Annotated in this window: 14 protein-coding genes; 1 reads left to right on the top strand and 13 read right to left on the bottom strand. The window is 44.0% G+C overall.

Going from position 1 to position 15,245, the window contains the following annotated elements; all coding sequences use genetic code 11:
* Positions 1–23: 23 nt before the first annotated feature.
* The 11 genes from trxC to TY87_RS13435 all read right to left on the bottom strand — a co-directional run bounded on the left by trxC (position 24) and on the right by TY87_RS13435 (position 11,614).
* The gene (trxC, locus tag TY87_RS13485) at positions 24–470 is read right to left on the bottom strand and encodes a thioredoxin TrxC (protein ID WP_100187468.1); all 447 of its coding nucleotides are present in this window, start codon (positions 468–470) and stop codon (positions 24–26) included.
* Positions 471–620: 150 nt separating this feature from the next.
* The gene (locus TY87_RS13480) at positions 621–1,310 is read right to left on the bottom strand and encodes a hypothetical protein (RefSeq protein ID WP_100187467.1); all 690 of its coding nucleotides are present in this window, start codon (positions 1,308–1,310) and stop codon (positions 621–623) included.
* Between the two features lie 232 nt (positions 1,311–1,542).
* Positions 1,543–1,884, bottom strand: a complete 342-nt coding sequence (locus TY87_RS13475) for an AzlD domain-containing protein (protein ID WP_100187466.1) — start codon at positions 1,882–1,884, stop codon at positions 1,543–1,545.
* Between the two features lie 2 nt (positions 1,885–1,886).
* Positions 1,887–2,609, bottom strand: a complete 723-nt coding sequence (locus tag TY87_RS13470) for an AzlC family ABC transporter permease (RefSeq protein ID WP_100187465.1) — start codon at positions 2,607–2,609, stop codon at positions 1,887–1,889.
* Complete coding sequence (locus tag TY87_RS13465; RefSeq protein ID WP_100187464.1) at positions 2,606–3,151, bottom strand: helix-turn-helix domain-containing protein; 546 nt, start codon at positions 3,149–3,151, stop codon at positions 2,606–2,608. The genes TY87_RS13470 and TY87_RS13465 overlap by 4 nt, the downstream gene beginning before the upstream one ends.
* 293 nt (positions 3,152–3,444) lie before the next feature.
* Positions 3,445–4,161, bottom strand: a complete 717-nt coding sequence (locus TY87_RS13460; RefSeq protein ID WP_100187463.1) for an SDR family NAD(P)-dependent oxidoreductase — start codon at positions 4,159–4,161, stop codon at positions 3,445–3,447.
* Between the two features lie 1,140 nt (positions 4,162–5,301).
* Positions 5,302–6,969, bottom strand: coding sequence for an amino acid ABC transporter ATP-binding/permease protein (locus TY87_RS13455; RefSeq protein WP_232617139.1), 1,668 nt, complete (start codon positions 6,967–6,969; stop codon positions 5,302–5,304).
* On the bottom strand, positions 6,929–8,722 hold the full coding sequence (cydD, locus tag TY87_RS13450; RefSeq protein WP_100187462.1) for a thiol reductant ABC exporter subunit CydD: 1,794 nt from the start codon (positions 8,720–8,722) through the stop codon (positions 6,929–6,931). The genes TY87_RS13455 and cydD overlap by 41 nt, the downstream gene beginning before the upstream one ends.
* A gap of 5 nt (positions 8,723–8,727) precedes the next feature.
* Positions 8,728–8,838, bottom strand: a complete 111-nt coding sequence (gene cydX, locus TY87_RS13445) for a cytochrome bd-I oxidase subunit CydX (protein WP_072837837.1) — start codon at positions 8,836–8,838, stop codon at positions 8,728–8,730.
* Between the two features lie 63 nt (positions 8,839–8,901).
* Positions 8,902–10,038 (bottom strand): cytochrome d ubiquinol oxidase subunit II, encoded by a 1,137-nt coding sequence (gene cydB / locus TY87_RS13440; RefSeq protein ID WP_100187461.1) that lies wholly within the window; start codon positions 10,036–10,038, stop codon positions 8,902–8,904.
* Position 10,039: 1 nt separating this feature from the next.
* Positions 10,040–11,614, bottom strand: coding sequence for a cytochrome ubiquinol oxidase subunit I (locus TY87_RS13435; protein ID WP_072837835.1), 1,575 nt, complete (start codon positions 11,612–11,614; stop codon positions 10,040–10,042).
* Between the two features lie 426 nt (positions 11,615–12,040).
* Between TY87_RS13435 and TY87_RS13430 the strand changes: the two genes are divergently transcribed.
* Positions 12,041–12,859 carry an alpha/beta fold hydrolase gene (locus TY87_RS13430; RefSeq protein ID WP_232617138.1) on the top strand — a complete coding sequence of 273 codons (819 nt, stop codon included), beginning with the start codon at positions 12,041–12,043 and terminating at the stop codon, positions 12,857–12,859.
* Positions 12,860–12,921: 62 nt separating this feature from the next.
* On the opposite strand, the gene TY87_RS13425 is transcribed toward TY87_RS13430, so the two are convergent.
* Both TY87_RS13425 and TY87_RS13420 read right to left on the bottom strand, forming a co-directional pair.
* Positions 12,922–14,733 carry a bifunctional lysophospholipid acyltransferase family protein/GNAT family N-acetyltransferase gene (locus TY87_RS13425; RefSeq protein ID WP_100187459.1) on the bottom strand — a complete coding sequence of 604 codons (1,812 nt, stop codon included), beginning with the start codon at positions 14,731–14,733 and terminating at the stop codon, positions 12,922–12,924.
* Positions 14,734–14,735: 2 nt separating this feature from the next.
* The gene (locus TY87_RS13420; RefSeq protein WP_100187458.1) at positions 14,736–15,188 is read right to left on the bottom strand and encodes a hypothetical protein; all 453 of its coding nucleotides are present in this window, start codon (positions 15,186–15,188) and stop codon (positions 14,736–14,738) included.
* Positions 15,189–15,245: the final 57 nt, after the last annotated feature.

The following is a 15,245-nucleotide window of genomic DNA, read 5'->3' as shown; positions in this document are numbered from 1 at the left end:
ACCTAACCAATATCAAACATATATTAGATAGCAGGCAAATTTTGCTCTAACCACTGTTTGAATTGTGCTTTCGGTAGCGCACCGGATAAACGAGCCACTTCTTTGCCATGGTGAAATATCATCAGAGTCGGAATGGAACGAATATTATAACCACCCGCTGTCGTTTGGTTCTGCTCAGTATCTAGCTTCAAGAAACAAGCTTTGGTCGACATCTCACTCGCCACTTGTTCGAAAATAGGTGCGAATTGCTGACACGGTCCACACCATGATGCCCAAAAATCGACAATCACAGGCAGATCATTGTCTGTGATGTAACGTCTGAAATTTTGATCATTGCCTTTGACAGGGCTGGTAGAAAGCACAGGATTCTTACACTTGCCACAAAGAGGCTTATTGCCCAGCTTGTCTTTCGGTACGCGATTCTTGGTACTGCAACTTTGACAAACAATTTGAATAGGTGAATTGGTCATTTTGAGCCTCGTGATTAAGTGCTTTCATTCATAAACAGAACGGGATTAAATCGAAATACTGCATGTTTGCCAACCTCGAAAAGTAGAAAGCGAATCATTTGATCCGCTTTCTGTCGTCTTAGTAAGACTGATTCAACTCACGCTATTAGACTAATTTTCTTCGTCTGCATGAGACACTGCATCAAAGCTTTCAACTTGTTCGAAGTTTTCCATCCAAAAGTAGGAACTAACCAAACTAAATTGACGCGTTAAACCAGCGTCTGCTATCTGCTTCAACTGCCACACAAGACCCGGAGCTTCGGGAAACTTCCTCCCTTTGATTTGGTCTTCGTATAAGCGATTGATTAACGCATCATCGCCTTGTCCGCTAGCCAATAACCGCACAATTGAAGAATGTAATGACTCATCAAAAATCGCCATGTCTTCAACACGTTCAGCGGCAACCGTAATGACAAGCTCAACACCTGTTGGCTTTGCAAATATCCCATTAAAAGCTTCGCGCAATAAGGCATAAGCACTAAAGAAACGCTCATGAAATAAGCAATCTGGATACTCTTCCCACGAACGATCATCAATCATATCGTGGCTAATTTGATCTATTTTCCCTTTAGATAACTCAGGGAATAAATGAGTCAGCACTGCCTTTGCGGCATCCGCAGGCTCAAGATCATTTAGTGACATCATGCACATTTCTCTGAGCTCTGCCGCGTCCATTTTATCCACATCATCATCAAAATCCATAATGCTCATTAGGGCACGATAATCCTCATGGGACCACGCATTTTGAATGTTGCTGATTTTATGGAAAGAATCAATTTGAACGGTAAACTTAGCTTGCATCTCGCACTCCTTTGAACGCCAATATCCCAGGAAATAACGCTGGTAGGCCTTAACTAACCAATGTCGATCTTAATAAATGTACAGATCGAGTAACCAATGTACCTTGAGTGGAGACAACAAGCTATCCATAGGAGGAAATGTTTTAGAGGGGTTTTGTGGTAAATGAAAAAACTCAGCTTTTTATCTACCACAAATTGACTTGTCTATTTATTGTCTTAACAATCTATTCTTTTCATATAGGTAAAATTAGCGTCACCATTCCAAATGCCACGACCCCAAATAAAATAGGCAAGCCCATAGATCGTGTGCGCGTCCACACTCCAAAGGTAACCAGTATCCCAACACCAGTCGCTAGCCATGACAAAGCATCAGAGTGAGTAGGCACTAAAGAAGTACCAAACATTGCAGCGATCATGGTGGGTCCCAGTATCGTTAACCAAGTCGGCATTGATCCTATGCCGTCCTCCGTTTGTCTTTTAGCCAAGCTTCGTTTCATCCAAATATACGGTAAAAGACGAATTAAATACGTGCCAATGGCAATACTGACAAGTGCCAACCACATAGACATATCCATACTCATTGTCCTCCCAAAACGCGCTGATTTTTCAGAGCGTAGAACAAGGCTGCGCCACACAAAGCCGCTAACGGAATAGCAACATTTGGGTAACCTAACACTTTCAAAATAACAGCGCTAACAGCAGACAAAGCGATCGTTAATGTCCACAAGCGATTATTACAGCGCGGCACAATTAAAACGAAAAACAGCGCTGGTAGTGCAAATGGCAAAACCTCATTGATTAATGGCCAACGTTGCGTCAACTCTCCACCCACAATAGCTCCGAGTGCGGTTCCAGCAACCCAACTCAGCCAAGCCAACACCGCCGCGCCAGTGTACCAGCCTATCCGCGCCTGATCTGGAAGCTGAGGCAAACGTGCATGAGCCAGCGCAAAGATCTGATCCGTTAAACCATGCATGAGTGGAAGCCACTTTTTATCATGATTTAGGTAGGGTGAAAGATTTGGCCCATAAACAATGTGCCGTGCATTAATTAACAACGTCATGATGACCACCAGCCATAGAGGTGCGCCAGAAGCAGCCATGGCAACAAAGAGAAACTGTGATGCACCAGCATAAATAAAGGCAGAGATAAGAATAGTCTCTAACACGCTAAAGCCAGACTGAACGGAAATCAGACCAAAAGAAATGGCCACCGGAATATAACCGCCAAGTAACGGAATTGCGTCTTTTACACCCTGCTTCCAAGGTGTTCCGGCAAGAGTTTGGGTTGACGTACTCATGATTGAAACTCCTGTTTAGCGGTGTCCTGTTTAGCGTAAGTTATGACCATCATTAAAGTCGCCCATGAATCGTCAGTTTGATAACTGTGCGGAACATCTGCAGCGAAAGTGTGGGCCTTGCCAATTTCCAAATGGCGTAAGTCATTACTTTCACCCGCCAACAATTGCCCACTTATTAGGGTTATGGCTTCTGTCGTACCAGCAATATGCGGCTCTGATTGCTTAACAGTGTTCGGCGCGCAAGACATCCAATACACATCAACGCGCGGATTGCCCTCCCCCTGATCAATCAACCTGACCTGTACACCGTTTTCGCCCAGTGTCGACTCCACACTGGCCACAAGATCCCCAAACGGAACATTCAGTTGTACTGCCAAACGCCAAATCGTTTCTAAAGTCGGATTGCCCTCACCTTGCTCAATACGAGACAAGTTAGACTTCGCCAGCCCAGCATCCAGCGCAAGCTGAGACAAAGACAACCCCTTTGCCATACGCAACTTTTGTATATTTCGACCCAACGAGCCGAGAATAGGTTTATTCATTATGCATCTCAAATTGTTCTTTATATAGAACGTTCTATATAAAGAACAGCGGAATGTCAATGGGATTGTGAGAAATGGAGTGGGTTGGGAAGGAGGAAACAGCTAACTCTGCCATGAAGTTTGGAGCGTTAGCTGAGTGTATAGAAAGGGGGTTGATGTACTTCTTAGAAGCTTACCAGCCCCTATCCAAGTAGAATTATTAATTAGGTATTTTTGCTTAAAATAAATAGAGTCGAAGTAAAATTAAATAAGGTCACTGTGGTACCACTGATTAAGTTTGCTTCGCAGAGACTTCAAAACCGTTCATCACGTATCGCAGGAAGTACAAGCTCACGAACGTAAGATGCGTTGGACATATTAATGAGTGTTTTTACAACGTTGACTACGTCATGAACCGGCACAAGCTGCCCGTCACCTCGGAGAACTGCCTCACTTAATGAAACTGCAAGGCTATCCTCCGTGTTCAGGTAGCCCAACTGTAAGCATGTGACAGCTAATCCGTCGTTCCGAAAATTTTCCCTCAACGTATCACCAATACCTGTTAGGGCGAACTTCGACGCCCCGAATGTAACTTCTGGTCGCCCACTTTGGCGAAGCCCGGACGTAGAACCAGTGAGAACCAACAGAGGATTAGCGGAAACGAGAAGCTTTGGGATCAGGCGTTTCAGCAGTAGTATGGTGCCAGTGATATTGGTGTTCACCATTGCAACAATACTTTCATCAGAATCACCAAGAAATTCGTATTCATCTGTAAAAGCTGCCTCTTCCCATACACCCAGATTGTAAATAAGCACATCTAGTTCCGATGGTGATTGCTGTTCTATCTGATTAGCAGCTTCCAACGGACTGCCCAAATCAGCCTCGATCCAATCGAGACAAACAAAGTCAGGCAACTTCAGATCATTCGGCCTCCCACGGGAAACCCCAACAACATTGTCACCAGCGGCACATAGCCCCTCGACAAAAGCTCGACCGAGACCTTTACTTGCCCCAACAACCATCAACTTCATAAACCACCCTCCTTATTTACCTAGCAGCTTAATAGTGCGCACGCGCATTATCTTGTCCTTCTTTTTTGGAAAGCATAGCCCGTTATTTCTAGGCTATAAGTTCTTATTCATTGACACTAAAAGACTTTCTTAGTTCCTACTAGTACAAAGTGAGCTCAACTAGTTTATTTAAAATACCTAAACGCGCAATAAAGTGACTATTTAAAAAATAAACTGTATATACAGACATAAAATACATTTTCTTTATTAGCTCTGGATCCGTTAAATGTCGGTCTAAAGCCGCGAGCTACTCCACAATGAAAGCTTCGCTTTCAACGGCACATTACGCTGCGCTTATGATGCCCTACGCTTTGGTTTTACTACGATGAAGTCATTTCGACGCAACGAAGTTGCGCGACTTTATGGAGTTTCAGGGTCATTGTTTGAGGATCTATCTCCCAGAAAATAAACAATCTATGCCTTACGATATAACGAGCGTAGGCAGCAATCATGCTCCTATGACGAAAATCAGGCATTAAAGATCTTAAAGCGAATTTTTGGTTACTTTTTGGGTGCTAGCAAAAAGTTACCCGCTCAGCAGAGCGGAAAAAAGGTTGGGAATACAAAGCGTTTGAATGGAACATGAATTCCGCGTCGGCCTAAAGGCTCGATCTACCATAGAAAATGAAAGCTTCGCTTTCAATCGGCACATTACGCTGCGCTTATGATGCCCTACGCTTTAGTTTTACACGAATAGCTACGATGAAATCAGTTCGACGCAACGAAGTTGCGCGACTTTATGGCGTTTCAGAGTCATTATTTGAAGATCCATCTCCCATCAAATATATAATCCATGCCTTACGATAAAAATCGTGTTGCTAAACGCAACATAAACAAAGTGAATGAGACGTTTGGGCGATAGCCCGATAAAGCGACCTTTTGGTTACTTTTATACTTTTCTGATTTAAATAGCAGGCAAAAGTTACCCGCTCAGCTTTTCCCTGAATTAAAGTGCGGAAAAAAGGTCGGGAATACAAAGCGTTTGAATGGAACATGGATTCCGCGTAGAGCTAAAGCCGCGACCCACAATGAAAGCTTCGCTTTCAACGGCACATTACGCTGCGCTTATGATGCCCTACGATTAGCTAGGGAGTTATAGAGCTAAAGCTCGATGACTCTTGAGTTGTCGCCGATGCGACTGCCTACATGACTTACTAGAATCAAAATATCCGGTTTGTAGTCGTTCTGGAGCGAGTGACAAATCGTTTCTATGGTGGCTTTGTCTAGGCCATCGAAGGGTTCATCTAGTAGTAAGACTGGAGACTGTCTTAGCAGCAGGCGCGCTAACGCGAGGCGTTTGCGTTGTCCGCCGGACAGGTTTCGACCTTGTGAGCTGAGTAAGGTTTCCAAGCCATTGGGTAGGTTGCGAGCCCATTCGGCTAGGGCGACGGCTTCTAAAACAGACCAGAGTTCGTCGTCGGTTGATTCTGGGTTTCCAAGGCGTAAGTTCGCGCCAATGCTTTGCTGGAAGATATAGGGAGATTGGGGTAAGTAGCTTAGCTGCGCTTGGTACGATTGGTTGCTGTATAGGTCGCATTTTTCATTGTTAATTAAGGCGTCGCCAGATGACAAGCAGTCGCCTGCAATGGAGGCTAATAAGGTAGATTTGCCTGAGCCGCTGGCGCCACGAAGCCATATTGATTCACCAGTTTGAACACAAAAATCAATTGCCTGATTGCCCATGCCACTTGAGGCATGAAAGCCACGCCAATGCTTGAATGACATGCGATGAATCGCTTGTGTTTTGCTTTCTGGTTGAACTTTAGCATCTTGATGCAATTGATTTAAACGACGCAAGCCAACCTGAGACTGACCTTGTGCAACGAAGGATTGCACCAGTGGCAATACCAGCTCATTGACCGCTAACAAAGATAAGACAAAACCCACAACCCAAGTACCTTGAACACCGTCTAATAATGTCCAACGACCTGTTTCTGCATCAAAGCTGCCCAATAAATAGAAGCTGCTAGCAAGTAGGATAATAGTCACACCATAAGCCAATAATCGACCCAAACTCACGGCTTGCTGGATACAAATTTCCATGCGCCGTTGTCGTTCGTCAAGTTCACCAAGGCGTTGCGCGTAATCTCCCCAATGTCCACGAATGGTCAAGGTGATTAAAGCAGAAAACAAACTGACAAAACGACTACGGCGATGTACACCTAAAATCTGCCCGACGTGCACAGCATGGCTGGCAAAATGCCCACATACATAAGGCACCACGAAAACATGAAATAGCGCAGCAATAGATAATGGCCACAGTAACGAGGGCAAGATGAAGTACGCAAAAATCGCTACAGCGGCATACGCCAATAACGCATAGATCCAAGGTAAGAAGACGACCAAAGGCCAACGAATAATTTGATCCAAGTCGCTGACTAAACGCTGTAGCAAATCGCCACGGCTTTGTTCATGTAAGTTCGCGGCGTCTTTTGCGACTCTCTGATCCCATACCCAAAGACGCAAAGTTCGCAGTAATCCCAATAAATGATTATGCGCGGTAACTTGTTCGCCATAACGCCCTGCTGTTCTCAGGATTGCCATGCCTCGTACGATGGCGCCAGGGGTTAAATAGTTGAAAGCTAGCGCGCCACCCAGTGCAGTCGCAAGACCCGCAGCAGAAATAAACCAACCGGATATGCCTAACAGCGCAACACCGGCTAAGGTCGCGGCGATGCCAGTCATAACGGGAATTATAAATCCCCAAGGATTCGCCAATAAAAGGCGCTTAAGCGATAGCTTGGCGGTTTTCTTTGCGTGACTGCTCATGCAAGCCTCCTTTGGTTAACGCCCAATGTTTGTCGACCCATGCAATGGGATGCGTGTCATGGCTAACGATGAGTAGGGTTTTGCCTTTTGATGCTTTTTCCAACGTCTCTAGTACCGTTTGAGCGGTTTCTTTGTCGAGACCAGAACAAGGTTCATCAAGCAGCCACATATCGGCTTTGGACAATAAAGCTCGAGCAATAGAAAGACGCTGCATTTGTCCACCAGACAAGCCTGCGCCTAGCTCGGTTAGTTTAGTTTCCAGTCCTGCTGGTAACGCTTGGATGAAATCATCACATTGGCTTTCCCGCAGCGCGGCATTTATCTCGTCTTCACTTGGAAGCGCTGCTCCTTCTTTGCTGCCAAGACCCAAAAGTAAATTACGACGAATGCTGCCGTTTACCCATTCTGGGGTTTGTGGCAACCAAGCGAGTTTTGTTCGCCAAGAGGCCAAGTCCAGTTCACCAAACGGCTGACTGTTCACGAGAAACATTCCTTGGTAGTTTTCTTCAAAACCCAGTAAAAGATGCAAGAGACTGGATTTTCCAACGCCAGATTCACCACTCAACCAGACACGTTCGCCTTTGTTAATTGTCGCAGTGATTGGCGCTAATCGATAACGACCATCTTCTCGCCAACTTAGGTTCTCAAACTGTATAGATGTCAGTTGATTGGTCACTGCAGCATTATTCGACTCACTAACACGACTCACTTCTTCTTGCGAGGCAGCGGTATGAACCGGCGCGTCTAAAATCTCTAATAAATCTGTCGCGGCGGCTTCAGCTTTTTGCTTCGCGTGGTAATCATTACCCAGCTGGCGCAAGGGTAAATAAAATTCAGGCGCGAGTAATAAAAGGAACATGGCTTGAGTCAAGGTAACAGGAGACGACCCGACTTGCCATGGCAAGACTTCTAACAAGCCAAGGCCTAAGTACAAGGCAATCATGGCGATAGACAATGACGCGAAAAGCTCAAGGGTGGCGGTAGATAGAAATGCCAACACCAAGACACTCATGGTTGTTTTCTGATAGGCATTGGCACTATCAGACAAACGCTCTCGTGCTTCATTGGTTTTATTTAGGCGTTTTAATTCGGCAAGACCTTGGTTCAAGTCCATAAATTGATTAGACAACATCGCCAGTACATTAAATTGACGACGGTTGGCTTGCGCGGCTTTGTGTCCGACAAAGATCATAAAGATAATGACCAAAGGCGCGGTCATCATAAAAACAAAGAAGGTGATCCAAGAAATAGAAACAACGGAGAGTAGGATCACACAAGGAATTAAAGTCACCATAAACACTTGTGGTTTATAGCGACTAAAGAAATCATCTAACGCGTCTACTTGTTCGTAAACACGAGTAGAAAGCGCCGCATCTTCTTCGATTCTTAAGCGCGCTGGCCCAAGATTTGTCAGATGCGACACCAATTTACCTCGCAAGCCGTAACGAATATCACGGCTTGCGCTAGTGCAAATACGTTCTCGACCAAAGTTGGCCAAGGCACGGATTAGTAGAGCAAATAAACCAACGACTAAGAGAGATATAGAAAAAGACTGGTGCAGCGCCATATCTGAAAATACATTTGCTAGCGCCCAAGCCTGCAACACCAAAGACACGGCAAACAGAACACCGAAGCCTTGTGCAAGACGGTATTTTGATGACTGCTGAGTCGCTAACTGTCCCAAAAATACCGCTTCCGATGTTTTAATTCGACCAGTTCGACGAGCTTTTTGTGCTCCCTTCTCTCTCGTCATAAGGCTTACTTTTGCTCCTCTTCACCTTCGTAACCACTAAATTCTAACCAAACCGCATTGATGATGCCGAATGAACAGGCCAACAATACGCCAAGAACCCAAGCAAAATACCACATAACTTATTCCTCTATTTGTTACTAAAGATAGAGCTCTGCGAGCTCTATCTTCTTTGCCAATGACTAGTAAAGTGAATGATTGTTTTCTTCGATGTGTTTCTTCGTTAAACGACCATACATTACAAAGTAGTTCCACAAGGTATAGGCAAGAACGATTGGTACAAAGATACAAGCCACAACAAACATGATCATCATGGTTTTCTCACTTGACGTCGCATCCCACATAGTCAAACTCATGCTTGGGTAGCTTGAAGAAGGCATCAAGAATGGGAACATTGATCCACCAGCGGTAACGATAATGCCAGCAATACCTAATGATGAACTCAAGAAAGCCAATGCGCCTTTTTTCATTACACTCGCCAGTGCAGCAAACAACATACCCGCAATACCAATGAGAGGAGCCAACATAAGCGCAGGCACTTTTTCATAGTTTGCTAACCATGCACCTGGCTGTACTTCTGCTGTTTTCATTAATGGTGTCATGACTTTATTGCCATCAATGACACTGGTAATGACATAACCATCGATGCCGTAAGCCAACCACACGCCTGCTAAAATAAACAACACAGCCGCTAATGCACCGGTTATCGCAGTGATACGACTGGCTTTTACAAGCAAGGCATCATCTGTTTTCATCTGCAACCAAGCACCGCCTTGCGTCATTAACATTAGCAAGCTAACCAAACCACAGACAATCGCAAATGGGTTTAGTAGAGCAAAGAAAGAACCGGTATAAGTCACACGCAAGTATTGATCAAACTCAAATGGAACACCTTGCAACAAGTTACCAAACGCCACACCGAAAATAATAGGTGGAACGGCAGAACCAAAGGTAATCCCCCAGTCCCAGCTAGTACGCCATTTTGTGTTTTCTAGCTTAGAACGGTAATCAAAGCCGATTGGACGGAAGAATAACGCCGCCAACACCAACATCATCGCAAAGTAAAAACCAGAGAACGATGTTGCGTAAACCACAGGCCAAGCAGCAAACAAAGCACCACCCGCTGTGATAAACCAAACTTGGTTGCCGTCCCAGTGAGGGGCAATTGAGTTGATCATAATACGACGTTCTGAATCCGTACCGCCGATCACTTTCAACAAGCTACCAACTCCCATATCAAAACCGTCTGTCACAGAGAATCCGATCAGTAGAACACCGATCAATACCCACCAAATGACTTTTAATAATTCGTAATCCATCTTACACCTCTTGTTTTAGCTGAGACGTTTCTTGTTCAAGTGCATAACGACCAGTATGTAAGCTAGAAGGACCTTGCTTAGCAAAACGAATCATCAAGTACATCTCGGCAATCAAGAACGTGGTATACAACACGGCAAAACCAGCAATCGTTATCCAAATCTCAGTAGCCGTTAAACTGGATACCGCAACGTGAACAGGTAAAATCTCACCAATCGCCCATGGCTGACGGCCATATTCTGCAACAAACCAGCCTGCTTCATTCGCAATCCAAGGCAGAGGCAAGCACAACATAATGAACTTAAGGAACAAAGGATTGTTGCCAATACGACGACGTGCGTTCTGATAAAAAGCAGCAGCGAAAACAATCAACATCACGAAGCCACAACCAACCATGATACGGAAGGCAAAGAACAACGGCGCAACTTGAGGAATAGAATACTCTACCGCCTGATCGATCTCTTCAGAGGTCACCTTGTTAATGTCTTCGTTAAATGCGGTTACTAGCAAACCGTAACCAAGATCGTCTTTCACTTTCTCGAAGTTCTCTTTTACCAGCGGATCGGTTGAACCACTACGCAATTTTTCAAGCAACTGGTTTGCATAAATACCATTGATAATACGTTGGCGGTTATGCTCTTTCAGTTCTTTGATGCCCTCTACTTCTTTGTCGAGGGAGCGCGTTGCGATCAAGCCCATTAAGCCTGGTATTTTTATCGCATACTCGGTTTCTTGAAGCTCTTGGTTCGGGAAGCCAATTAGCGTGAAGTCCGCAGGCGCAGGCTGTGTTTCCCACTCAGCTTCAACCGCAGCCAATTTCACTTTTTGCACTTCGCCTAGCTCGTAACCTGATTCGTCACCTAGAAGGATAACGCTCAAGATAGACGCCAAACCAAACGCAGAAGCAATCGCAAATGAGCGACGAGCAAAAGCAAGGTCACGGCCTTTTAATAAGTAGTAGCTTGAAATAACAAGAACGAATATCGCACCCGTTGTGTAACCTGCTGATACAGTGTGAACAAATTTCACCTGCGCAACTGGGTTAAACAATAAAGCACCGAAATCAACCAATTCCATTCTCATTGTTTCGTAGTTGAACTCTGAACCTACAGGATTCTGCATCCAACCGTTGGCAATTAAGATCCACAAAGCCGACAAGTTAGAACCTAGCGCCACGCCCCAAGTCACTACCAAGTGCTTCACTTTGCTTAGGCGATCCCAACCAAAGAAGAACAAACCAACTAACGTCGATTCAAGGAAGAAAGCCATCAAGCCTTCGATGGCCAAAGGTGCACCAAAAATATCGCCAACGTAATGCGAGTAGTAAGACCAGTTAGTCCCGAACTGGAACTCCATCGTCAAACCTGTTGTTACGCCTAGCGCAAAGTTAATACCAAACAATTTACCCCAGAACTTAACCATGTCTTTGTAAACTTGCTTACCTGTAATCACATAGACAGACTCCATGATTGCAAGTAAAAAAGACATCCCTAGTGTTAACGGGACAAACAAATAGTGGTACAGAGCAGTGAAAGCAAACTGAAATCGCGATAATTCCACTACAGCTTCGTTAATCATATAACTTCAACCCATTCATTTGATTGAGAAAAAAGACGATCGTAGACACTTACTTCATTGAGTGTTCTTGTTATCCAACGCCCACCGAAGCCTCAAAAAGTTATAAGGCTTACTATAAGGCTGGATTATGAGTGTAGTTGCAATTCAAAACATTGCGTTAGATCAAGATAAAGAGAGTGAAAGAAATAAGTAGTAAAAAAGACGTGATTAATCGAGAAATTAATTAGTTCGAGAGGCCGACACAAAAATGATAGTCAAGTATTAACGTATAAAATGTATAATCATTAGCACAAACGAATTATTTTCACACAGAGCCATTTTTCTTATTTTGGAACCTCATCAATGAGATTAATTTTGAACACTATACATTCTTACTTAAAGCTCTGTTTTATCTGTCTGTCGACTATTTTTTTAGCTGCTTGTAGCATGCCTAAAGAAATAAAAGAAAATGAAGGTATCGCTCAACAGGTTATAAATACGCCGGGGCTTATTCAAGATCATGTTTTGTATATGGAAGGCCCTGATGGCGATTTTAAGCTTCACTACGCCAGCAGTGACCCAAGTGAAAAACCGCGCGATACCATAGTGTTTGTTCATGGCACACCGGGAGATTGGACTTCTTTTGCCCGCTATTTTCAAGACGCTAAACTCAAACAAAGCTTTCGTCTTATCTCTATAGATAGACCGGGCTGGGGTAAATCGACTTATGCAGGGGACTTTCCAACTAAGTTACAAACTCAATCAGCTATGATCGGCCCGATGCTAGAAAATATTTGGGAGCGTAATGGAAAACAAAAAATCATCTTGGTCGGTCATTCTCTAGGGGCCTCTTTGGTGCCTATTTTAGCAGCAGATCACCCTGACTTTGTTCGTGGTGTGGTGATTCTAGCTGGTGACCTAAAACCAGAACTAGCAGAGGCTCGTTGGTATAATACGCTACTCGATTGGACACCAAATTTGCTGATTCCAGATATGTGGAACCACTCAAATATGGAAGTATTAGATCTAACTAGCAGCTTAGAAGCAGCCCAAAACAATCTGAGTGAATTAACGACACCCATTACTATTCTGCAAGGCACAAACGATACCTTGGTCGATCCAGCAAGTGTGACTTACGCCACAAGCTTATTTAAAAATAGTGAGCTAAAAGTAGAGTGGATTGAAGGTGCGGGACACATTATAAATCTGCAGTATCCAGATAAGGTCATTGAAATCATTCGCGAAATGAACACTCGTAGTAAGTAACAGCGATGATCTTACATCGTTATTACTTACTACCGCTAAGTCGTCTTATTTTAATTTGGCATTTACACTTTAGGCGTATCGTTTAAATAAATTTTAGCTTCATCCTGTCCCATGTATTTAGCCAGAATCGATAAAGGCACATCTTTTAAATTCACCACAATCAAACCATCCAATGAATTATGGAACGCAGGATCGACGTTAAAACACACTAACTTGCCGTTCATTTTTAAGTACTGACGAATCAATACAGGCAAGCCTTTGCCCTGCTCCATTCTCGATAAAACTTTAGAAAGCAGCGTAACACTCGCCAACGATGATAATAAATTAGGTTGCCAAAATACCGAGCCACTGTTTCGTAGTGGCGTCGATGGCATCACTAAACTGGCTTTCGCTTTATCGTAATAATGGATCGACAAAGTCGCGGCGATTAACTGGCGAGCTGTGTGACTATAATCATTACTAATGCTCACAGGGCCAAATAAATGCGTATATTTAGGGTTCCGATAAGCAAAGGTCGCAATGCCTTTCCAAAGTAAAAGCAATGAATTTAAGTTCTTTTGATACTTAGCCGCGACAACAGATCGCCCCATTTCAATGCTGTGATCTAGGCTGTCGATAAAAGTTTGGTCATAGTTAAACAAGCTGCGTGAGTACAAACCTTTTAAACCATGTGCTTCAATAAGTTTATCCACCAGCCCCATTCGATAGGCACCGACGACTTCTTTATTACCATGATGCCAAACAAACAATTGGTGGTAATAAAGATCGTATTCGTCCACGTCACAGGCTAATCCACTTCCCTCGCCCACAGCACGAAAATTTTCTTCTCGGATACGACCAATTTCTTGCATCAGTAAAGGGATCGATTGCGTTGGGGCACAATAAACACTGAACTCGCCTTGTTGTAACAACAGCATCTCGCCTGGCAAACTGGCAATTTCTTCTTCTAATAAATCTTGATCAACTGGCGCAATGATTGGCAAATCTGTGCTGCCATGCTGGAACACACGTTCCTGAGCATGTTGAGGACTCATTAAGTAGGTGTTTAAGCGCAAGTAACTAACAAGATCTTGGTTGCTCTCAAACTGGCTCACTTCCGAAAACGGCACGGCACTGCCAATGGAAATCTCAATGACCGAGGATTTTTTATTAAGTAGCTCCCTTCCCAACATAGCAGTGCGCAATAAAGGATGAATACGACCTGCTTGATAAAATAGCTCGCTGTTTTGGCCATCGATAAAAATAGGTACCGTAGTTGCTTCGCTGCGTTTTAAGAAATTAGCGACCGACTGACTCCATTCAATGTCTGCCAATATCTGCTTTTCTGGCGACTGATCCTTAGATTTTTTCGGATAAGTCGATACTTCCCCAGCAGGAAATACAATCAGCACGCCGCCATCAGCCAGATGTCGGTGAGCATCACGAATCGCTTTGCCATTGGTGCGTTGTGCCGATTTGCCACCAAAAACATCGACGCCAATAAATAAGTCACTTATTTCCGGCAATCGCTTAAGCAATTCATTAGCCAGCACTTTTACATCCGTTCGAACTTGTCCTACTAAATCCGCCAACACCACACCTTCAATCGCCCCAAGTGGATGGTTAGCTACTATCACCACAGGGCCTTTTTGAGGAATATTTTCTACGCTGCCTTTTGCAATCGAATAATCAATATCCAACGCCTCAAGGGTATAACGCATAAATTCAAAACTGGTCTGGCTGCTTGGTCTTTGTTGATACAAGCGATCTAATTTAGCGAGTCCGGTCGCCCATTCAATAACAGATTCCCCAACACCAAATGGCGTGACTCTTTTTAAACGAAAAGGACTAGGCGAACGAAAAGGACTAGGCGAACGAACAGGACTGGCTAACATAATTAGACTCCGCTATTCACAATTTTATTTAGGATGCCTTGCGGATTTTTCAAATCCCGAAGCGATAAAAACGCCGCACTTAACCAAACCAAACACGCCATGATAAACAGTAAACCACCGTCGCTACCGACGACTTCACCAACTTCGTTAAACTCAGGCATCACCACACCCAGTGGGGTGAACAGGTGAAAAATAATCGCACCACTCATAATGCCCATCGCCATCAAAGACCCCAAGCCATGCCAACGGGTAAAGAGCAAAATGGAGGCAATCAGTTCGGCCACACCAATAATGTAACCACCGTAATTCCCGAAGAATTCCAAACCAGACCAAGCACCCAACACGCCGAAGATATAATCAGTTTCGTAGGAACCAGTGAATTTAAAAAACAGTGACTGCACAAACACAAAGGCGATAAACACCGTTGGCACATATTTCACGAATTGCTTATTCATCTTTATTAACCTTATTTTTTAATATTATTTTTGATCCGTTTTTACGAATCAGGGTTG

Source organism: Marinomonas sp. BSi20584 (assembly GCF_002792415.1).
Classification (GTDB): Bacteria; Pseudomonadota; Gammaproteobacteria; order Pseudomonadales; family Marinomonadaceae; genus Marinomonas; species Marinomonas polaris.
Note: the sequence above shows the minus strand (reverse complement) of the source record. Positions and strands in the feature narration are given on the sequence as shown.